At 68.7% G+C, this 20,400-nt stretch carries 23 protein-coding genes; 8 read left to right on the forward strand and 15 right to left on the reverse strand.

The window, feature by feature from the left end:
* The first annotated feature begins 125 nt into the window (after window positions 1-125).
* Window positions 126-956, forward strand: coding sequence for a HugZ family pyridoxamine 5'-phosphate oxidase (locus DYE23_RS27050; protein WP_099962111.1), 831 nt, complete (start codon window positions 126-128; stop codon window positions 954-956).
* Between the two features lies 1 nt (window position 957).
* Complete coding sequence (locus DYE23_RS27055) at window positions 958-1,548, forward strand: orotate phosphoribosyltransferase (protein WP_013473108.1); 591 nt, start codon at window positions 958-960, stop codon at window positions 1,546-1,548.
* A gap of 4 nt (window positions 1,549-1,552) precedes the next feature.
* On the opposite strand, the gene DYE23_RS27060 is transcribed toward DYE23_RS27055, so the two are convergent.
* Genes DYE23_RS27060 through DYE23_RS27075 form a run of 4 tightly spaced genes read right to left on the reverse strand, consistent with a single transcriptional unit; the run spans window position 1,553 to window position 5,357 of the window.
* Window positions 1,553-2,596 carry an ABC transporter ATP-binding protein gene (locus DYE23_RS27060; RefSeq protein ID WP_099962112.1) on the reverse strand — a complete coding sequence of 348 codons (1,044 nt, stop codon included), beginning with the start codon at window positions 2,594-2,596 and terminating at the stop codon, window positions 1,553-1,555.
* On the reverse strand, window positions 2,593-3,360 hold the full coding sequence (locus DYE23_RS27065; RefSeq protein ID WP_013473110.1) for an ABC transporter permease: 768 nt from the start codon (window positions 3,358-3,360) through the stop codon (window positions 2,593-2,595). Before DYE23_RS27065 ends, DYE23_RS27060 begins: the two co-directional genes overlap by 4 nt.
* A complete protein-coding gene (locus DYE23_RS27070; RefSeq protein ID WP_013473111.1) occupies window positions 3,360-4,211 on the reverse strand; it encodes an ABC transporter permease in 852 nt (283 codons plus the stop codon). The genes DYE23_RS27065 and DYE23_RS27070 overlap by 1 nt, the downstream gene beginning before the upstream one ends.
* Before the next feature lie 12 nt (window positions 4,212-4,223).
* Window positions 4,224-5,357, reverse strand: a complete 1,134-nt coding sequence (locus DYE23_RS27075) for an ABC transporter substrate-binding protein (protein WP_115328633.1) — start codon at window positions 5,355-5,357, stop codon at window positions 4,224-4,226.
* A gap of 107 nt (window positions 5,358-5,464) precedes the next feature.
* Between DYE23_RS27075 and DYE23_RS27080 the strand changes: the two genes are divergently transcribed.
* Together DYE23_RS27080 and DYE23_RS27085 are read left to right on the forward strand one after the other, a co-directional pair.
* Window positions 5,465-5,893 (forward strand): TIGR03668 family PPOX class F420-dependent oxidoreductase, encoded by a 429-nt coding sequence (locus DYE23_RS27080; RefSeq protein WP_013473113.1) that lies wholly within the window; start codon window positions 5,465-5,467, stop codon window positions 5,891-5,893.
* Window positions 5,894-5,978: 85 nt separating this feature from the next.
* A complete protein-coding gene (locus DYE23_RS27085) occupies window positions 5,979-6,518 on the forward strand; it encodes a sigma-70 family RNA polymerase sigma factor (protein ID WP_115328634.1) in 540 nt (179 codons plus the stop codon).
* Here the strand turns inward: DYE23_RS27085 and DYE23_RS27090 are convergent.
* The 8 genes from DYE23_RS27090 to DYE23_RS27125 all read right to left on the reverse strand — a co-directional run bounded on the left by DYE23_RS27090 (window position 6,494) and on the right by DYE23_RS27125 (window position 14,071).
* Window positions 6,494-7,402: a DMT family transporter gene (locus DYE23_RS27090; RefSeq protein WP_172527952.1), complete on the reverse strand. Its 909-nt coding sequence runs from the start codon at window positions 7,400-7,402 to the stop codon at window positions 6,494-6,496. The genes DYE23_RS27085 and DYE23_RS27090 overlap by 25 nt on opposite strands.
* The gene (locus tag DYE23_RS27095) at window positions 7,399-7,668 is read right to left on the reverse strand and encodes a hypothetical protein (RefSeq protein ID WP_013473115.1); all 270 of its coding nucleotides are present in this window, start codon (window positions 7,666-7,668) and stop codon (window positions 7,399-7,401) included. Before DYE23_RS27095 ends, DYE23_RS27090 begins: the two co-directional genes overlap by 4 nt.
* Window positions 7,625-8,965, reverse strand: coding sequence for an MFS transporter (locus DYE23_RS27100; RefSeq protein WP_115328635.1), 1,341 nt, complete (start codon window positions 8,963-8,965; stop codon window positions 7,625-7,627). Before DYE23_RS27100 ends, DYE23_RS27095 begins: the two co-directional genes overlap by 44 nt.
* Window positions 8,966-9,052: 87 nt before the next feature.
* Entirely contained in the window at window positions 9,053-9,817 is a 765-nt protein-coding gene (locus DYE23_RS27105) for a hypothetical protein (RefSeq protein ID WP_235660500.1), read from the reverse strand.
* Complete coding sequence (locus DYE23_RS27110; protein WP_115328636.1) at window positions 9,708-12,077, reverse strand: glycoside hydrolase family 65 protein; 2,370 nt, start codon at window positions 12,075-12,077, stop codon at window positions 9,708-9,710. Before DYE23_RS27110 ends, DYE23_RS27105 begins: the two co-directional genes overlap by 110 nt.
* Window positions 12,077-12,796, reverse strand: a complete 720-nt coding sequence (locus DYE23_RS27115; protein ID WP_013473118.1) for a beta-phosphoglucomutase family hydrolase — start codon at window positions 12,794-12,796, stop codon at window positions 12,077-12,079. Before DYE23_RS27115 ends, DYE23_RS27110 begins: the two co-directional genes overlap by 1 nt.
* Window positions 12,797-12,816: 20 nt before the next feature.
* Entirely contained in the window at window positions 12,817-13,656 is an 840-nt protein-coding gene (locus tag DYE23_RS27120; RefSeq protein ID WP_013473119.1) for a rhomboid family intramembrane serine protease, read from the reverse strand.
* Window position 13,657: 1 nt separating this feature from the next.
* Window positions 13,658-14,071, reverse strand: a complete 414-nt coding sequence (locus DYE23_RS27125; protein ID WP_013473120.1) for a VOC family protein — start codon at window positions 14,069-14,071, stop codon at window positions 13,658-13,660.
* Window positions 14,072-14,389: 318 nt separating this feature from the next.
* On the opposite strand from DYE23_RS27125, the gene DYE23_RS27130 reads away from it, so the two are divergent.
* The 3 genes from DYE23_RS27130 (at window position 14,390) to lipE (ending at window position 16,516) form a co-directional block, all read left to right on the forward strand.
* Complete coding sequence (locus tag DYE23_RS27130; RefSeq protein WP_011891968.1) at window positions 14,390-14,788, forward strand: heme-binding protein; 399 nt, start codon at window positions 14,390-14,392, stop codon at window positions 14,786-14,788.
* A 121-nt stretch (window positions 14,789-14,909) separates the two neighbouring features.
* The gene (locus tag DYE23_RS27135) at window positions 14,910-15,347 is read left to right on the forward strand and encodes an Rv1352/Rv1906c domain-containing protein (RefSeq protein WP_011891967.1); all 438 of its coding nucleotides are present in this window, start codon (window positions 14,910-14,912) and stop codon (window positions 15,345-15,347) included.
* Window positions 15,347-16,516, forward strand: coding sequence for a lipase LipE (gene lipE / locus DYE23_RS27140; RefSeq protein ID WP_172527953.1), 1,170 nt, complete (start codon window positions 15,347-15,349; stop codon window positions 16,514-16,516). Before DYE23_RS27135 ends, lipE begins: the two co-directional genes overlap by 1 nt.
* Here the strand turns inward: lipE and DYE23_RS27145 are convergent.
* The gene (locus DYE23_RS27145) at window positions 16,491-17,618 is read right to left on the reverse strand and encodes an FAD-dependent oxidoreductase (RefSeq protein WP_115328638.1); all 1,128 of its coding nucleotides are present in this window, start codon (window positions 17,616-17,618) and stop codon (window positions 16,491-16,493) included. The genes lipE and DYE23_RS27145 overlap by 26 nt on opposite strands.
* On the reverse strand, window positions 17,615-18,388 hold the full coding sequence (locus DYE23_RS27150; RefSeq protein WP_011891964.1) for a glutaminyl-peptide cyclotransferase: 774 nt from the start codon (window positions 18,386-18,388) through the stop codon (window positions 17,615-17,617). The genes DYE23_RS27145 and DYE23_RS27150 overlap by 4 nt, the downstream gene beginning before the upstream one ends.
* A gap of 30 nt (window positions 18,389-18,418) precedes the next feature.
* On the opposite strand from DYE23_RS27150, the gene DYE23_RS27155 reads away from it, so the two are divergent.
* Window positions 18,419-19,564, forward strand: a complete 1,146-nt coding sequence (locus tag DYE23_RS27155; RefSeq protein ID WP_115328639.1) for a zinc-binding dehydrogenase — start codon at window positions 18,419-18,421, stop codon at window positions 19,562-19,564.
* Here the strand turns inward: DYE23_RS27155 and DYE23_RS27160 are convergent.
* Window positions 19,545-20,369, reverse strand: a complete 825-nt coding sequence (locus DYE23_RS27160; protein ID WP_115328640.1) for a helix-turn-helix transcriptional regulator — start codon at window positions 20,367-20,369, stop codon at window positions 19,545-19,547. The genes DYE23_RS27155 and DYE23_RS27160 overlap by 20 nt on opposite strands.
* Window positions 20,370-20,400 lie beyond the last annotated feature (31 nt).

Raw genomic sequence — 20,400 nt, forward strand, 5'->3', positions numbered from 1 at the left:
TTCACGGTGCACTCAACTCCGGACGTTCGATGCTCGACAAGGGATGAGACCCCCAATTCTCGCACATCGGCACAAGTCCCCAGCTCTGAATGCCGACGCTTCACCTCAGCAGATAGGGTGCCGTCGTGACGACCGCAGGACCGACCCGTGACCACGGCGACCCGGGCGATGCACCCACGATCCCGCCGCCGCTGTCCGAGCCCGCGAACCCGGCACGCCCGTCGGCGGCCGAGGAGGCCCGCACCATCGCGGCCTCGACGAACAGCGGCACCCTCGCATCGCTGACGGCCGCCGGGGATCCGTGGGCGTCGTTCGTCACGTACGGCCTGTTGGGCGGTGCACCGGTGCTGTGCGTGTCCAACCTCGCCGAGCACGGCCGCAATCTCGCCGGCGACCCGCGGGCGAGCATCGCGATCGTGGCCCCGGCCATGGTGTCCAATCCATCAGCAACCGACCCGCTGGCCAACGCCCGCATCACGCTCGCCGGGCACGTCGAGGCCCCCACCGGCACGGAGCGCGACGCCGCCCGCGAGGCGCATCTGGCGGCGGTGCCGGCGGCCAGGTACTACATCGACTACAGCGACTTCACGCTGTGGGTGCTGCGGGTGTCGCGGGTGCGCTGGGTGGGCGGCTACGGCCGGATGGACTCGGCGACCGGCGAGGCGTACGCCGCGGCCGAGCCCGACCCGGTGGCCCCGGCGTCCGCGGGCGCGGTCGCCCATCTCAACGACGACCACGCCGACTCGCTGGCCGCGATGGCGCGCGCCCTCGGCGGCTACCCCGACACCGTCTCGGCCACCTGCGCGGGTGCCGACCGCTACGGACTCGATCTGCGGGTCGACACCGAGCGCGGCATGGCCTACACCCGGATCGGCTACGCCGCCCCGCTCGATTCCATCGACCAATTACGTTCGGCCGCTGTCGAGTTGACGCGTCGGGCTAGAGGAGACAACTAGGATGACCTCTGAAATGGACCATGTGCCCGACCGCCCCGACACCTGGCAGGCCGCGTTCGATCTGATCCGCACGCGCGGGCACGAACGTCGCGAGGAACCCTTCAAGCTGGCGAGCGGTCAGCTCAGCCACGACTACATCGACGGCAAGTACGCCGTCGACACCGGTGAACGGTTGACGATCGTGTCCCAGGCGGTCGCCGACCTGGCCGCGATGAAGGGCATCGAGTTCGACGCGGTCGGCGGGCTGACCATGGGCGCCGACCCACTGGCCCACGGTGTCGCGATGGTGACGGGCAAGGCGTGGTTCTCGGTGCGCAAGGAGCAGAAGAAGCGCGGCCGCGAGCAGTGGGTGGAGGGCACCCGTCTGGGACCCGGCACCCGGGTGCTCCTGGTCGACGACGTGATCAGCACGGGCGGGTCGACCGAGCTGGCGCTCGAGCGCATCGCCCCGCTCGGGGTCGTCGTCGTCGGGGTCATCCCGATGGTGGATCGCGGCGACGTCGCCGCGGCACGGTTCGCCAAGCGCAATGTCCCGTTCCACGCGCTGGTCACCTACCGCGACCTCGGCATAGAACCCGTCGCCGACGTCTAGGCCGCTAGAGGGGGCGGGTGACGAGCACCCCGCCCGGTTCGACCCCGACGGTCACCGGGTCACCGGGGGTGAGGGCGCGCGCCGCGGTGCTCGACATCTGGGCGCTGAGCAGCGATCCGTCGGGCACCGTGACGCCGACCCGGGTGATCGCGCCGAGGAACGACACGGTGGCGACCGTCGCCGTCCCGGCCGGATCGGCGGTCACGGTGACCGCTTCCGGGCGCACCATCGCCACGCCGTCACCGTCGACCGATCCGGGCAGCGCGGGCACCGAGACGCCGAGCAGGGTCGCCGTGCCGCCCGAAACAGACGCGGGCACTTTGTTGTTGAGGCCCACGAAGTCCGCGACGAACGGAGTCGCCGGGTGGGCGTAGAGGTCGGCGGGTGCGGCGAGCTGTTCGAGCCTGCCCTGGTTCATCACGCCGACCCGGTCGGCGACGGCCAGCGCCTCCTCCTGGTCGTGGGTGACGAACAGCGTCGTGGTGCCGACCTCCAGCTGCACCCGCCGGATCTCGTCACGTAACTGGGTGCGCACCTTGGCATCCAGTGCCGACAGCGGTTCGTCGAGCAGAAGCACTCGCGGCCGGATCGCCAGCGCGCGCGCCAGGGCCACGCGCTGCTGCTGACCACCCGAGAGCTCGTTGGCGTACCGGCCGCCGAGTTCGCCGAGGCCGACCAGGTCGAGCATGTCGGCGGCCCGGGACAGCCTGTCGCTCTTGCCTTTCCCGCGCATCTTCAAGCCGAACGCGACGTTGTCGAGCACGGTCAGGTGCGGGAACAGGCTGTACGCCTGGAACACCATGCCCATGTCACGCTTGTTGGCGGGCACCCTGCCGACGTCGACGCCGCCGACCGACACGGTGCCCGAGGTGGCCTCGTCCAGGCCGGCCAGGATGCGCAGCGCGGTGGTCTTCCCGCAGCCCGACGGGCCGAGCAGCGCGACCAGCTCCCCCGGCTCGATGTGCAGCGTCAACCCGTCCAGGGCCCGCGTCGCGCCGTACACCCGGGTCAGCTCGTCGAACTGCACACTGACACCCCGGTTGGTCATGTCGTCACTCCCACGTTGCGTCTTCCCCTGGTCACCAACGACAGGATCAGCAGCAGCGCGAAACCGAACAGCAGCGTCGCCAGCGAGGCCGCCACCGACGTCGGGCCGTCGCTCTTGCCGATCAGCACGATCTGCACCTGCAGCGTCTCGTAACCCGACAGCGACGCGATGGTGTACTCGCCGAGCACGACAGCGATGGAGATGAACGCGGCCGACAGGATGCCCGACCAGATGTTGGGCACCACCACGCGGGTGATGGTGGTGAACCAGCCCGCCCCCAGCGAGCGCGCGGCCTCCGACAACGTCTGCAGGTCGATCGCCGAGAGCGCCGCGTCGATCGCGCGGTAGGCGAACGGCAGCACCACGATGACGTACACGAACGTCAGCGTCAGCGCGGATTCACCGAGGAAATAGACCACCCAGAGGTAGACGTTGCGCAGCCCCACGACGATCACCAGCGCAGGGATCGTCAAGGGCAGCAGGCACAGAAACTCGACCAGACCCTTCGCCCATGGTGCGCGCAACCGCACCCAGATCATGGTCGGCACCAGCAGCACCAGCATCGCAACCACGGTCAGCACCGCGAGCAGCAGCGACACCACGATCGAGCGGTACAGCGCGTCGTCGGTGACCAGGTTGGCCCAGGCCTGCCAGGTGCGGCCGTCGGAGATCAGGTTGCGGGTGGAGAAGTCGGCCATCGCGTAGAGCGGGAACAGGAAGAACAATCCGAACATCACCCACAGGCAGCCCCGGACAAGCCTCATCACGTCAGCCACCGGGAGCTGCGGCGCACCAACAGGTTGTAGGCCACCATCACCACGGCGACCACGACGATCATCTCCAGCGCAAGCGCGTAGGCGAATCCCGCCTGCCCGAGGACCACCTCACTGACCAGTGAGGCACGGATCAGCAGCGGCAGAATCGGGCTGCCCTGGCTGACCAGCGCCGCCGCGGTCGCGTAGGCGGCGAAAGCGTTGGCGAACAACAACAGTGCCGAGCCCAGGAACGCCGGAGTCAGCAGCGGGATCGCGACCTCCCGCCAGTACGCCCACGTCGACGCGCCGAGGCTGACGGCCGCTTCCCGCCACTGCCCGCGCAGGCCTTCCAGCGCCGGGATGAACACGATCACCATCAACGGGATCTGGAAGTACGTGTAGACCAGCGTCAGACCGGCGAGGCTGTACAACCATCCCGAGCCGGCGAGGTTGAACCCGAACGCCTGCTGCACCCACAGGGTCAGCACCCCGTTGAGACCGACGGTGGCCAGGAACGCGAATGCCAGTGCGACACCGCCGAACTGGGCCAGCACGCTGCACAGCGAGAGCACCGCGCGGCGCAGCATCGACGCCGGCGGGCTGCTGACGATCAGCCACGCCATCACCGCTCCGAGGAACGCGCCGATCAGCGCGGTCGACCCGGACAGCAGCACGCTGTCGGCGAGCGCGCTGAGCGCGGTGCCGGTGAACAGCGCGGCGATACGGTCCAGTGAGAAGACCCCGTCGCTGTACACCGCGCCGATCACGACGGTGACCGTCGGGATGATCAGGAAGATCACCACGACGATCAGGAACGGCAGCAGCGGCAGCGAATCCCGCAGTCGGCGCGCCAGACTCATGGACGACACACCTCAGCCGACCGCGGACGCCCAGTTCTCGGCGAGGTACTTCGAGGCCTTCTCGGTCTGCTCGGGCGTCGGCACGGTCACGGGTCCGTCGATGACGGGCAGCGCGGCGGCCACCGCCGGATCCAGCGTGCCGTCGGTGAGCATGTTGTCGGCGCGCACCGGACGGACTCCGCCCTGGGCGTATAGGTTCTGGCCCTCGTCGCTGTAGAGGAACTCCTGCCACAGTCGCGCGGCCGCCGGATGCGGGGCGTCCTTGTTGATCGCCTGGTAGTAGTAGCCGGCCACCACGCCCTGCGGAGGCACCACGACCGTCCAGGACGGAAGCTTCCTGGTCTCGGTGGCATTCGTGTAGTTCCAGTCGATGACCACCGGGGTCTGGCCGGATTCGATGGTCGCCGGGGTCGGGTCGACCGGCAGGAAGTTGCCCGCCTCCTTGAGCTTGCGGAAGAACTCGACACCGGGGGCGATGTCGTCGGCCGAACCGCCCTGCGACAGCGCCGCCATCATGACCCCGGAGAATGCGGCTCCGGCCTGGGTCGGGTCCCCGTTGAGGGCGACCTTGCCCTGGTACTCGGGCTTGAGGAGGTCCTCGATGGTGGTGACCGGCGGCACCTTGGCCGAGTCGAAGCCGATGGACATGTAGCCGCCGTAGTCGTTGACCCAGGTGCCGTCGGGATCCTTGAACGCCTCCGGGATGTCGTCGAACTTCTCGACCTTGTACGGCGCGAACATCGAGGTGTTCGCCAGCGCCACCGACTGGCCGAGGTCGAAGACGTCGGGCGCGGTGCTGCGCCCCTTCTGCTGGTTGGCGGCGTTGATCTCGTCCTGGCTGGACGCGTCGGGCTGCGCCGAGTTCACCGTGATGCCGTACTTGTCGGAGAACGCCGAGATGATGGCCCCGTAGTTGGCCCAGTCCGGCGGCAGCGCGATGACGTTGAGCTCGCCCTCGGCCTTCGCGGCCTCGACGAGTCCTTCCATGCCGCCGAAGTCCTCGGCCGAGGTCGCCTGTGCGGCGTTGGTTCCGGACTCCGTCTCACCGCCCGAGCTGTCCTTCTCCGGCGGGGCGCACGCGACGGCGCCGAGGACGAGTAACGCGGCAGCGGTAGCGGTGAACTTCGAGGGAGTCTTTGAGGGCATGCCGAACCTTCCGATGAGCAGGAGGCTGCGCAGTGGCTCAGCGGTTACCGCCGCGCGACAGCGCAGTGAACGAATCCAACCAGCCGAGCTGACCCTACTCTGGAGGCGTGACGGATCCCGGGGCGTTCGATGCGCCGGGCGTGTTCGCCGAGGCTCCGGTGGCGATGCTGGCGACGGCGGGCACGGACGCGGTGCCGCATCTGGTTCCGGTGGTGTTCGCGCTTCCGGCGGGGCGCAGCGACGTGCTCTACACGGCGGTCGACGCGAAACCCAAGTCCACCCAGCGGCTGCGCCGGCTGCGCAACATCGAGGAGAACCCCTCCGTCAGCCTGCTGGTCGACCATTACGACGACGACTGGTCGAAACTGTGGTGGGTGCGCGCCGACGGCGTCGCGTCGATCCACCACAGCGGGGTGGAGATGGCCACCGGCTACGCGCTGCTGCGGGGCAAGTATCCGCAGTATCAGCGGGTCGAACTCGACGGCCCGGTGGTCACCGTCGAGATCCGGCGGTGGTCATCGTGGACCGGGGGTTAACCGGTAGTCCGGCGGCCGGATTTCCCGACGCAGCACGGAGGCCAGCCGGGCAGACGCGAGGTCGGCGAAGAACCAGGCTTGATTCATGCCCACCCTCCTTTTCGAACGCGATGTCATACCGCTCATCCGAGCCCTGTATCCGCACGCCTACCGGCTGACGCGCGAGCACGCCGACGCCGAGGATCTCCTCCAGGAGACCTCGGTCAAGGCGTACCGCGCATTCGGCAGCGCCGTACTCGTCGGTGAGGGAACCAACCTCGCCGGATGGCTGTACCGGATCATGCGCAACACCCACCTCAGCGCCTACCGCCGACGGCTCTGTCGTCCTGCGCTGCAGTTCACCGGTGAGGTCACCGGCGGCGTCGCGCGCTCCACCGAGGATGTCGTGCTCACCGCGGCCGGTGATCCGGCGGTCGCGGCGGCGATGCGCGCGCTGCCCGAGAAGTACCGCACCGCGGTCTACTACGCCGACGTCGAGGGCCGCACGTTCCGGGAGATCGCCGAGCTGGTCGACGTGCCGATCGGCACCGTGATGTCCCGCCTGCACCGCGGCCGCACGCGGCTTCGCGTCGCTCTCGCCGACGTCGCCAGAGACCGCGGCTACCCGCTCTTCGAGGCCGCCTGAGCCGTGCGCTGATCGGCTTCGAGCTGCTCCTCGTACGCGCCCTCCCCGCGGCCGAGGGCGACGGTCCCGGCCGCCATCGCGATGGTCGCCACCGCGATCGCGACCAGATCCCAGTGTCCTGCGTTCAGGTGCTCCCCCAGCACCACGGCCCCGAGGACCACGGCGATCACCGGCTCGAGCACGAGCATCGTCGGCACCGAGGTCTGCAGCGATCCCGCGTGGAACGCCGACTGCTGGATCAGCATCGCCACCACCCCGAGCAGGGCCAGCAGGTAGAGCACCGGTGCCGTCAGCACTGCGACGAGACCTTCGTGGACGAGCATGTGCATCACCAGCTTGGTCAGCACCGCGACGACCCCGAACAGCACACCGACGGCCACCGCGAGCAGGACCGCCCGGACCCATCCGACGAAGCGCGCGGCGACGATCACGCACGCCAGCACCGCGACCGTACAGACCACCGCGACCATGATCGACGTCGTCAGCGACGCTTCGTAGTCACCGGGGCTCGCCTTGGCCAGCACCACGAACACCGCGAGCGCGACGGTCAGCAGCACCGCCCAGGCCCACTCGCCGCGCGACACCTTGCGGTGCGCGAGCCGAGCGCTCAGCGGCAGGGCGAACAACAGCGCCGACACCAGGATCGGCTGCACGAGCAGCAACGAGCCGTTGGCCAGCGCGAGCGCCTGGAACACGAAGCCCGCGATCGCCGCCGCGGTCCCCGCCCACCACAGCGGGCGGCGGATCAGGGTCTGGAACATGACGGCGCTGATGCCGTCTTCTGCGGGGACGTCGAGCGTCGCGCGTTGCCGCACGACGATGCCCACAGCGAGAAAGACCGCGGCCAGAAACGCCAGCAGGACGGTCAGTCCGTGGCCGATCAGGACGCCGCCTCCTGACCGCGGATGACCCTCAGCCGGGGCGTGCCGGGTTCTGGAACCGGCGAGTCCGGACCGATCTTGTCGTTGACCCCCGCGACCACCGAATCGACCCTGCGGATCGCGCGATCGACCGCGGTGTCCACGTCATCGGCCGCGCTGAGCAGATGGGCGCGGACGTTGACGCGGAAGCGGTCGCCGACACGGCGCAGCCTGCGCCGCAGCCGGTCATCGATCTCGATGCTGACGTAGGGCAACACCCGGAGCTTCATCTGCGCGATTGTATGGGACCTGCGCGAGTGGCCGCCGGGCCGTTTCCCGCAGCGTCAGGACCGCGGCCAGCGAGACGGCGGCCGCCGCGATCAGATAGAACGCCGGTGCGATCGAGTTGCCGGTGGTGGCGGTCAACCAGGTGACGACGTACGGGGTCGTGCCGCCGAACACCGCGACGCAGATGTTGTAGCCGACCGAGAAGCCGCTGAAGCGCACCCGGGTCGCGAACAGTTCGACGCCGGCCGACACCGCACACGAGATGTAGACCGACTCGATCGCGGCCAGCAGGCAGTGCCCCGCGATCGCGGCAACCGGCGACCCGGAAGTGATCAGCAGAAACAGCGGATAGCCCAGCACGATGAACGCGACCGCTCCGCCGATCAGCAGCGGGCGCCGTCCGATCCGGTCCGACAGCGCGGCCAGCGGCAGGATCAGGATGAGCGCGACAAGGCAGGCCAAGGTGATCGACAGGAACGAGTAGGACTTGGTGAATCCCAGGGTCTTGATGAAATACGTTGGCAGGAACGTGAAGACGACGTAGTAGCCGATGTTGAAGACGATGAACAGGCCGACGACCTGCAGGATCTGACGCCAGGAGGTGGCGACCGCCTCGCGCAGCGGGGACTCGGCCTTCTTGTCCGCCTTGGCCAGCTCGGCGAACTGCGGGGTGTCTCCGAGGCGGAGCCGGATGTAGAGGCCGACCAGCCCCAGCGGCCCGGCGATCAGGAACGGGATGCGCCACCCGTAACTCTCCATCGCCTCCGCGGGCAGCAGTGCCTGCAGCAGCGTCACCGTAACCGATCCCAGCAGTAACCCGACGACCCCCGACCACGCCATGAACGTGATCGTCAGTCCGCGGCGCCGGTCGCTGGCGAACTCCGCGAGATAAACCGCGCCGCCGCCGTACTCGCCACCTGCCGAGAAACCCTGCAGGCAACGCAGAACCAGCAGCAGCAGCGGGGCCGCCACGCCGATCGCGTCGTAGGTCGGCAGCAACCCGATGCACAGGGTCGCGGCCGACATCAGCAGGATCACCACCGCCAGCACCTTCTGGCGGCCGATCCGGTCACCCAGCGGCCCGAAGAAGAAACCGCCCAGTGGACGCATGAAGAACGCGGCGGCGAAGATCGCGAACGTGTTCAGCAGCGCGGCGGTGTCGTTGCCCGCCGGGAAGAACTGCGCGGCGATGAACGTCGCGAGGAAACCGTAGATGGCGAAGTCGAACCACTCGACGGCGTTGCCGATCGAGGCTCCGGTGACCACCCGGCGGATGTCGGAATCCCGCTGAACTTCCATGGATCACTCCCGAAAATAAGCGTGGCGCTGAACATTTCGCTTACAAGCGGGCATCGTCACCGACGCCATGGGGACGATAGCGTGCCGCTAGCGACCCGCGGCGCGCTTGGCGGACTTCACGGCGTCCTCGGCCGCCTCCAGCGCCTGTTCGGCTTCGGCGAGCCGGCGCCGGGCGTTCTCGTGCTCGATCCTGGCTCTCGCGAGGTTGGACTGCAGTTCGGCGAGCGCCGCAATCTCTGCGGGGTCGGGCTCGGGCTTCGATCTGGGCTTGCTCACCGACGACACCGTGGCGCTGAAGCCGAAGTCCCCGAACCCCGACCACTGTTCGGCCTTGGTGAGCCTGCCCAGGCGGGCGGCGACGTCGGGATCGGCGATGGCGGCCTGCAGGGTCGCGGTGACGTCATCGTGCAGCGATGCCGACGGCGACGCCACTTCGCCCTCCCGGAAAGCAGTGCGGGTCAACCGTTCGACCAGAGTGCGCTGTTCAGCGGTCAACGCCCGGATCGCGTCCCCGTCCATGACCGAGTGCGCGTCACGGAGCCGTGATCTGAGGTCTTCCAACTCGCTACGGGCGTCTCCCGTCAGCGCCAGCCTGTTGACCAGCCACGCCGCCGTTGTCGGTTTGCGACAGTCCCGGATGCGGGGGGCCGTCTCCGCGTCGCCGTCCTTCTTGGCCGCGGCCGCGAGCTCCGCTCGCAGCGCGGTGAACTCCTCCGGCCTGGCGGTGTAGAGCTTGTCGAGGTCATCGCTTGAGATCTGCGCGCCGCCTTCGTAATTGGGGCTCCCGGCCCGGCGGTTGCTGCGGCGTGGGCAGCAGCGCCTTACGCGCCCGCACCGCGACCCGGGTGGCATCGTCGGTGGTGATCTCCAGCGGCTCGCCGGCGTGGCGGATCTCCAGTGCGCCGTGGGGTCCGTCCCGCAGCGTGTAGGTCACCGTGTCGTGGTCGGCCTCGACCGTGACGCGGAAACCCCGCCAGCGCAGGCGGAATCGTAGGCGGGTGATCCCCGTGGGCAGCTGCGGATCGAGGGAGAGGACCCCCTCGTCGTCGCGCAACCCACCGAAGCCGCCGACCAGCGCGGTCCAGGCGCCCGCCAGCGACGCCAGGTGCAGGCCGTCGCCGGTGTTGTGGTGCAGGTTGCGCAGGTCGATCAGCGCCGCTTCGTACGCATAGTCGTGACCCAGCTCGAGATGTCCGACCTCGGCGCACATCACCGCCTGTGTGCAGGCCGACAACGACGAGTCCCGGGTGGTCCGCCGTTCGTAGTAGTCGACATTGCGGGCCTTCTGCTCGTCGGTGAACGCGTGACTCTGCCACTGCATCGCCAGGACGAGATCGGCCTGCTTGACCACCTGCCTCGGATACAACCGGACGTACGGTTCGTTGAGCAGCAAGGGATATTCGGTGTTGGAATGGAAGTCCCATTCCCGCAACGTGGTGAACCCTTCGCATTGCGGGTGCACACCGAGTTCCTCGTCGTACGGGATGTGCACCGCATCGGCGGCGTCGCGCCACGCGGCGGTCTCCTCACTGTCGACCCCCATCGCTTCGGCGAGCTCGGGATGGCGTGTACACGCATCCGCCGCGTTACGCAGATTGGCGGCGGCCATCAGGTTGGTGAACACGTTGTCGCGTACGACCGCGGTGTACTCGTCGGGGCCGGTGACCCCGTCGATGCGCCAATTGCCGTGGCGGTCATGGTGACCCAGCGACAGCCACATCCGCGCGGTTTCGACGATGACCTCGAGCCCGCACTCCTTCTCCAGCGAGTCGTCCCCGGTGACCACGCGGTAGCGTTCGAACGCCATCGCGATGTCGGCGTTGACGTGGAATGCCGCGGTGCCCGCCGGCCAGTACGCCGAGCACTCCTCGCCCCTGATGGTGCGCCACGGAAAGCTCGCACCCTTCAGGTCCAGTTCGTCTGCCCGTTCGCGCGCCTTGTCGAGGGTGGAGGCCCGCCAGCGCAGCGCGTCGGCGGCGGCCCGCGGAGCGGTGTAGGTCAGCACCGGCAGGACGAAACCTTCTGTGTCCCAGAAGGCGTGGCCGTCATACCCGGTACCGGTCAGCCCCTTGCCGGCGATGGCGCGACGCTCGGCGCGGGCACTCGCCTGCAGCACGTGGAACAACCCGAAGCGCACCGCCTGCTGACAGTCCGGGTCTCCCTCGACCTCGACGTCGGCACAGTCCCAGTAGTCGTCGAGGTACTCGCGCTGGGCGTCGAGGAGCCCCTGCCAACCCGTGTACCGGGCACCGGCGATGGCGGCGGCGACCTGATCGCGCAGCGCCGGCCGCGATCGCAGGCTCGACCAGCCGTAGGCCAGATACTTGACCAGCCGAAGGCGCTCACCGGCTTTCAGCGCGCAGACGATGGTGGTCCGGGCCCAATCCTCGCCGGAGTCGCCGGAGACGTCGATGCGGCCGTCCGCCTCGACCACGTGGTCCATCGCGGCGGCCATGCTCAGCTCACTCGTGCGGGTGCGGTGGATCAGCACCGCCCCCCGTTCGCTGAGCTCGTGTTGTACCGCTTCGAGCGGATCATCGAGGGCCGAGGCCACCCGCGGATCGTCCGACGGCGTCGGTTGATCTTCGTTGGCGACGAGTTCGGACTGCACGGTCAGCAGTACGTCGTCGACCGCTTCCACGACGTACTCGATCGCGGCAAGCCCCCGCTGGGTCAGGGACACCAGCCGGGTCGAGTTGACCTTCACCCGCGTGCCCGACGGCGCCGTCCAGTCGACCTGCCGGGTGAGAACACCCGCGCGCATATCGAGAACCCTTTCATGCGAATGCAATTCGCCGTAGCGGACATCGAACGGTTCGTCGTCGACCAGCAGCCTGATGATCTTTCCGTTGGTGACGTTGACGATCGACTGCCCGTCCTCGGGGTAGCCGAATCCGGCCTCCGCATACGGCAGCGGGCGGATCTCGTAGAAGCCGTTCAGGTAGGTGCCGGGCAGGCTGTACGGCTCGCCCTCGTCGAGGTTGCCGCGCAGGCCGATGTGCCCGTTCGACAACGCGAACAGCGATTCGGTCTGGGCAAGCAGTTCGGTGCGTAAGGCGGTCTCGCGGATGCACCAGGGCTCGACGGGGAAGTCCTCGTCGGTCATCTCCATTATGTGAGCAACTCCCCCAGGTCGGTGATGACGATGTCGGCTCCTTTGTCCCGAAGTGCTTGTGCCTGCCCGGTGCGGTCCACGCCGACCACGAGTCCGAAATCTCCGGCGCGTCCCGCGGCGACACCAGAGAGCGCATCCTCGAACACCGCCGCTTCGGCGGGGTCGACGCCGAGGAGTTCGGCCGCCCTCAGGTAGGTGTCCGGGGCGGGCTTGCCGGGGAGGTTCTCCTCCCGCAGGGTGACGCCGTCCACCCGCACCTCGACGTAGCGGTCGAGGCCGGTCAGCTCCAGCACCTCCCGGGTGTTGGCGCTCGACGACACCACAGCGCGCCGGAGCCCGGCGTCGGCGGTCGCCTGCAGGTACCGGCGCGACCCGTCGAAGACCTCGATGCCGTCGGATTTCAGGGTCTTGCGGAACATCTCGTTCTTGCGGTCCCCCAGCCGGGTCACCGTCGCCTCGTCGACGTCGATCAGGCGGCTGCCGAGGAACGACCGGATGCCGTCGGCCCGCGGCTTGCCGTCGACATAGGTCTCATAGTCGGCGCCCGCGTCGAACGGGGTGTACCGGGCGTCGGGGTCCTCCGCGCCGTCGGCGATGTCGCTGAGGTATTCGTCGAACATCGCCTTCCAGGCGCGCCGGTGCACGCTCGCGGTGTCGGTCAGCACCCCGTCGAGGTCGAAAAGGCACGCGTGGATCCGGTCGGGTAGTCCCAGCATGCCCCCCTTCATACCCAGGATCAGCCCAGCCCCATCAGGGTCCGCAGTTCCGCCGTGCGCCAGACGATCAGCCCGACGAAGACGACGAGGATCGCCACCGTCGCGCCGGTCTGGACCAGGGTGCGTTGCGCGCGGGGCGCGTACACGAACGCCGCGGCGACGAGGGCTCCGGTGACCAGTCCTCCGATGTGGCCCTGCCAGCTGATGTTCTGACTGGTGAACAGCGGGATGAGGAACGTGAAGGCCAGGTTCAGCACGATGATCGCCATCACGCTGCGCACGTCCATGTTGAGCTTCCTGCCCACCACGAACGTCGCGCCGAACAAGCCGAACACCGCGCCTGACGCGCCCGCGGTGAGCGCGTTGAACGTCAGCAGGTACACCAGCACCGATCCACCGAGGGCACTGACGAGGTAGAGCGTGACGAACCGCGCCCGTCCCAGGGCGGCCTCCAGCGGCGGCCCCACGAAATACAGGGCCAGCATGTTGAACGCCAGATGCGTGAGGCCGAAATGCAGGAACGCCGACGTCAGCAGCCGGTACATCTCGCCGTCGGCGACCGCGGGTGACCACAACCCGAAGGCCCGTTGCAGTCCCGGCGAGGCCATCTGCAGGGCGAACGCCAGCAGGTTGATGCCGATCAGCGCGTAGGTCACCACCGGGGTCAGCTTCTTCACGGGCCGCACCGAGCGCATCCCCTCGCCGACGCAGTCGATGCACTGGTGCCCGACGGCCGCGTCGCGCATGCACTCGGGACAGATGAAGCGATTGCAGCGGGTGCACCGGACGTAGGTCTGCCGGTCGGGATGCCGGTAGCAGGTCGGTATCTGCTGGGCCGGGTACGGGTACGGGGAGTTCACCTCAGAGCGTCCCGAAGAGCTCGATGTGGTTGCCGTCGGGATCGGCGACGAACATCCATCCCATTCCCGGCACCGGGGCGAACTCGGTGACCGGTTCGACGACCTCGTACCCGGAGGTCTCGAAGGCCTCGCCGACCGCGCGCAGACCGTTCACCCCGATCGTGAAGTACCTCAGCCCGGCCTGGGCCCGGCCACCGCCGGGAGCGGCGGGCGCCGGCGGCGGCGTGGTGTAGGTGACGAGTTTGAGCACGCTGCCCCCGAGGGAGTAGCGCCGCTGGGTGCCGCCGTCGAACTCGATCTCACCCTGGGGTTCGAGCTCGAGGAAGTCTTCATAGAACGCGACCATCGGCGCGAGATCGGTGGTGACGAGCCCGACCTCGATGCCGGGCGAGAGCAGATCCAGTTTCACAGGCACCAAACTATCCGCAGAGCGGGCGGGCGCACCGATAACGATTACGCAACGACTCAGATCACGATCAATTAAGCATTCCCGGCAAATCCTGAGAGTCCTCACGAATGCGCCCGGGATATTTCGTTCACGGCGAACACCGGGAGTCATAGTGAGGCCGACATCACGGCCTCGGAATGTAACGTCCGCATGCTGCGGTAATTGACGCCTGCCGAGGACGTTTGAGCACGTCAGATCTCGGCTACCTTGGTTTTCGGGCGGGGAAAGCAGTAACTGATTCACCACGCGCCACAATGCGTGACGAATGCGAAGGACCAATCAATCATGAATTTCAGTGGTAACACCGTGCGCCGTTCCGTGGCTGGTGTCGGGGCGGCCTGTCTGTTCGGCGGCCTCGCCGCAGCAACCGCGATCGCTCCGGCGAGCGCACAACCGGCTCAGTGCACCGCGAGTGCGCTGACGGGCACCGTCAGCTCGGTGACCGCCGAGGCACGTCAGTACCTCGACGCCCATCCGGGCGCCAACCAGGCCGTCACCGCGGCGATGAACCAGCCGCGTCCGGAGGCCGAAGCCAACCTGCGCAACTACTTCACCGCGAACTCGGCGGAGTACTACGACCTGCGCGGAATCCTGGCACCGATCGGCAACGCCCAGCGCGATTGCAACGTCACCGTGCTGCCCGCCGACCTGCAGTCGGCGTACAACACGTTCATGGCCGGCTGATCTGTTCGGCTGAACTGATCGACGACATGACGGCGGCGGCGGGTTCACACCCGTCGCCGCTGTTTGTTGGTTCACGCCGTTTGTTGGTTCACGCCCCGGCAGGCATTTAGACTCGCTTCCTATGAGGCTGACCCGACCCGCCGCGCTCGGCGCGGCAGCAGCGGCGAGCTGCCTTCTCCTCGCCCCGGTGGCTTCGGCACAACCGGAGCCAACTCCCGCGCCTGACGCCGAGGGACCGAAGACGACGATCGACGCCAGCGGTTCGTATGCGGTCGGCACCGAGATCCTGCCCGGGGTGTACCAGTCGGCCGGGCCGGTCGACGACGGCGCCTGCTACTGGAAGCGCGTCGCGGGTGAGGAACTCGTCGACAACGCGCTGACCAAGAAGCCCGCGTTCGTGCAGATCATGCCGACGGACACGACCTTCACCACCAGTGACTGCCAGGCCTGGACGCTCACCAACGCCCCGATGCCCCCGCAGCCGTCGCCCGCATCCCTGCTGGGCGAGCTGACCAAGGCGATCGGCAGCGGCATGTTCTCCGGGGGTCCGCCGCCCTGATCGACGCGATCACCGCAACCGGCGCCGAGGATCACACCGGCGTCGAGCCGGCGGCTGTCGAACGCATCTGGCAGGCCGCCCGGCACTGGTATGCGGCGGGCATGCAACCGGCCATCCAGGTCTGTCTGCGCCGCGACGGCAGGGTGATCCTCGACCGGGCGATCGGGTACGCCGCAGACGACGTCCCGGTCAGGACCGACACACCGTTCTGCGTGTACTCGGCGGCCAAGGCGATCACCACGACCGTCACGCACATGCTCGTCGAACGCGGCGAGTTCTCCCTCGACGACCGGGTCTGCGAGTATCTGCCCGAGTACACCAGCCACGGCAAGGACCGCACGACCATCCGGCACGTGCTGACCCACAGCGCCGGCATCCCGTTCGCGACCGGACCCAAACCCGACCTCAAGCGCATGGACGACAGCGACTACACGCGCGCGATGCTGGCCCGGATGAAACCCGTGTATCGACCGGGCCTGATCCACGTCTACCACGGTGTGACGTGGGGCCCGTTGATGCGCGAGATCATCTCGGCCGCAACGGGTCGCAGCATCCGCGACATCCTCGCCGACGAGATCCTGACCCCGCTGGGTTTCCGCTGGACGAATTACGGCGTTGCGCCCGAAGATGTTCCGCTGGTCGCCCGCAGCCACGTCACCGGTAAACCGCTCCCCGCACCTGTCGCGAAAGCCTTCAAGACCGCGGTGGGCGGAACACCACAGCAGATCATCCCGTTCTCGAACACCCGGCAGTTCCTGACCGGTGTCATTCCGTCGTCGAACACGGTGTCCAACGCCCACGAACTGTCGCGCTTCGCCGAAATACTCTGTCGCGGTGGCGAGCTCGACGGGGTACGGGTGCTGTCGGCCGAGACGTTGCGAGCGGCGACGAAGGAGGCCCGCCGCCTGCGCCCCGATCTGGCGACCGGTCTGCAGCCGATGCGCTGGGGTACCGGATACATGTTGGGGTCCAAGCGCTTCGGGCCCTTCGGCCGCGATGCCGACGGCGCGTTCGGACACACGGGACTCACCGACATCGCGGTGTGGGCCGATCCGCAGCGGGCCCTGTCGGTCGCCGTGGTCAGCAGCGGCAAGCCAGGGCCGCACCGGGAGGCCAAGCGCTACCCCCGCCTGCTCGACCGCATCAACGCCGAGATCCCCCGGCTCTGACCCCGCGGTAGATCCCCCACCGCACGATCACCGGCATCAGCACGCGGTCGAAGGCCCACGCCGGGAACCGGAAGGCCCTCCCGTTGGGCGCGAAGACCTCCAGCCCGTCGGGCTGGATGCCCAACACCGATCCCCAACGCCGGGTCGGCGGACGATACGCCCGCAGCGGTTTCCCGTCGAAGAACGCGCGGATGTTGCCGGCGAGCAGGCCGTCGGCACGGTTGCGGGCCGAGCTGCGCAGCGGATCGGTGGCCGCGACGTCGCCGACGGCGAAGACCTCCGGCCGGCCCGGCACCTGCAGCTGCGGGGTGACCCGGACGAAACCGTCGGCGTCGAGCAGTTCGCCGGGCAGCCACCCGGTGTTGGGCCGGACCCGCCCGATCGCCCACAGCACGACGTCGGCGGTGGCGGGGTCCTGCCCGGTGGTCCACTGCACCGGGTCGGTGGTCAGCTCGGCGCCGGTGAATCCCGGGACCAGTTGCGCGCGGTGCCCCGGCCGCAGCACCACCCCGGCCTCGGTCAGCCTGCGCCGCACCGTCTTCCACGTGCGGGGGTGGTGTCCGGCGAGGGCGCGATCACCGGGGAAGTACAGCTCGACCCGCTTGTCCGGCCACGTGGTCGCGATCTGTGCGGCACTGCTGACGGCGGCGGCTCCGCCGCCCACGATCGCAACCGACTGTGCGGCAGAGAGCCTTTCATGCGGATTGCGCAGATCGGCATCGACCTGCTCCGAGGTCTGCAGTCCGGGGTGGCGCCAGAACCCGTTGCTGACACCGGTGGCGATGACGAGCACGTCGTAGGGCACCACCGTCGACTCGCCGTCGGCACACGACACCGCCACCGTCCGGGCGTCGAGATCCACCGCGGTCAGCGTGCCGTGCACCGTGCGGACCCTGTCGAGTCCGCGGAAGCGCGAGAACGGGATCCAGTTGTGCCGGGCCCAGTCTCCCGGCCGCGCGAGACGCCAACCGAGCTCCTGACCACTGACGAGTCCCGGTTTGGCGGAGATCCCGACGACATCGGCGTGCCGGGCGAGCTTGATCGCGGTGAGCACGCCGACGTCACCGAGACCGGCGATGACGACGCGGCGACCCTGCGTCATGCGGCGTCCAGCCGAACCCGGAACGTCTTCGGCCAGTACTTGCCCGTCACCAGGAACTCGGACCCGCCCACGTGGGCGATGCCGTTGAGAACCTGTGCGCTGGGCGGGATTCCACGCTCCCGCAACCCTGACGCGTCGACGACCAGACCGACCTCCCCGCTGCCCGGGTCGATCCGCACGATCTCGTTGGACGGCCACACGTTCGCCCACACCTGGCCGTCGACGCATTCGAGTTCGTTGAGACCCTCGACCCCGACGCCGTTGTGCGTCACCGCGACGCTGCCGGTTTCGGCCAGGTCGGCGGGATCGTGAAAGGTCAGCCGGTCGGATCCGTCGCTCTTGACCAGCCGGTTCCCGTCGTAACACAAGCCCCAGCCCTCGCCGGCCAGCGGGACTTCCCGGACCGGTGTCATCGTGGCCCTGTCCCACTCGACGGCCTTCTCGTCGCGGTAGGTCAGCTGCCAGATCCGGTCCCCCACCACGGTGATGCCCTCACCGAAGTAGTCGCCGGGCATCGCGACGGCCTGTGACACCGTGCCGGTGGCGGGGTCGAGGGTCCGCATCTGCGACGCCCCCGCCAGGCCCGTGCCCTCGTAGAGGATCCCGCCGTCGACCTCGAACCCCTGCGTGAAGGCTGCGGGGTCGTGCGGGATCTCCTCCAGCACCACCGGCTCGATCACCGGGGCCGGACCGGCCTGGGCATGCGGCGGCGTCGCGCATCCCGCGATCACCGCCAGAGTCAGCACGGCCACCAGGGGCGAGCGAGTCATACCGCGTTTCTACCGTGCGACGATGGCGGAATGAAAGCAGTCAGCTGTTTGGGTGGCGCCCTGGAGGTCGTCGACCTGCCCTCACCGCGGCCCGAGGCGGGCCAGCTGGTGCTCGACGTGCTGCGATGCGGCATCTGCGGGTCCGACATCCACGCCAAGGATCACGCCGACGAGCTGACCGAGGTGTTCGCCGAGGGCGGCTACCACGACTTCGTCCGCAGTGACACACCGGTGGTGATGGGCCACGAGTTCTGCGGTGTGGTCGCCGAGCGTGGCCGCGGGGTCGGCTCGGAGTTCAGGGAAGGCACCACCGTGGTGTCGTTCCCGCTGGTGAAGGCCGACGGCGGGGTGCATCTGACCGGCCTGTCGCCGAAGGCGCCCGGCGGGTATGCCGAGCAGGTGCTCGCCGAGGCGGCGCTGACGTTCGCGGTGCCCAACGGGCTGGATCCGGCCACCGCGGCGCTGACCGAGCCGATGGCGGTGGCCCACCACGCGGTCCGGCGCAGCGAGATCACGAACAAGGACGTCGCGATCGTGCTCGGCTGCGGACCCGTCGGTCTGGCCGTCATCTGCCATCTCAAGACCCGCGGTGTGCGCACGATCGTCGCCAGCGACTTCTCCCCCGGCCGGCGCGGGCTGGCCACCCAGTGCGGCGCCGACGTCGTCGTCGACCCGGCCGAGGAGTCGCCGTACGACGCGGTGCCCGCCAAGCAGCGGGGTCTGACGGAGCTGCCGGCACTGTACGAACTCGGCGTCGGATCGATGGAGAAGCTCCGCAGGATCCCGGGCTGGTCCCACGTGTACCGCGTCGCCGACCGTCTCGGCGGTACCGCACCGAAGCGGCCGGTGATCTTCGAGTGCGTCGGGGTGCCCGGCATGATCGACGGGGTCATCACCGCCGCACCGCTGGCGTCGCGCATCATCGTGGTCGGCGTCTGCATGGGTGACGACAAGATCCGACCGGCGATGGCGATCGGCAAGGAGGTCGATCTGCGTTTCGTGTTCGGTTACACCCCTTTGGAATTCCGGGACACCCTGCACATGCTCGCCGACGGGAAGCTCGACGCATCGGCTCTGGTGACCGGCACGGTCGGCCTCGACGGCGTCGCCGGGGCGTTCGAGGCGCTCGGCAACCCGGAGAGACACGCGAAGATCCTCATCGACCCGTCTGCGTGACGGCGAGCGAACCGAGCAGCGCCAGCGCCTCGGCGCTCACCGATCCCGCTTCGGCGTGGTAGACGACGAGCTCCTGACCCGGCGATGAGCGGACGTCGAAGGTCTGCATGGTCAGTTCCAGCGTCCCGACCTCGGGGTGACGAAACCCCTTGCTCCGCGCGGATTTGCGGCGGGCGTCGTGGCGCGTCCAGAGCTCCGCGAACTCGGGTGAGGCACCGAGCAGATCGGTCAGCACCGCGCGGATGCGCGGGTCATCGGGCGCCTGGCCGTAGCCGTGCCGGAATCCGGCCACCGCGTCCCGGGCCACCGCGGCCCAGTCGGTGTAGAAACTGCGCGCGCCGGGCTCGGTGAACACCACGTGCAGCAGGTTCTTCGAATGCTGCCACTGCGAGAACATCGCGTCCGCAATTTCATTGGAGGCGAGCACATCGTAGGCACGGTTGTAGACCAGCGCGGGGTTGTGCGGCCACATGCTCATCAGCTCCAGCAGGGCCGGGTCGACGCGCGCGCTGGTGCCGGCGTGACTGCGTGGGCTCAGACCTGCGAGCCGGAACAGATGCGCTCGGGCGTCCTCGGACAACCGAAGTGCCGCGGCCAGCGCGTCGACGACCTGGGCCGAGGGTGTGCGCTCCCTACCCTGCTCGAGACGGGTGTAGTAGTCGGCGCTCAGCCCCGCGAGCATCGCGACCTCTTCCCGCCGTAGACCGCTGACGCGCCGCAGCCCGATCGTCGGCAGCCCGGCCTCGGCAGGCGTCACCTGGCCGCGGCGTGCCCGCAGATAGTCGCCCAGCTCGGTGGCTGCCATGCCAGTGATCGTAGTGAGCAGTCGGGGTGCG

It is taken from the genome of Mycolicibacterium gilvum (assembly GCF_900454025.1).
Taxonomy (GTDB): domain Bacteria; phylum Actinomycetota; class Actinomycetes; order Mycobacteriales; family Mycobacteriaceae; genus Mycobacterium; species Mycobacterium gilvum.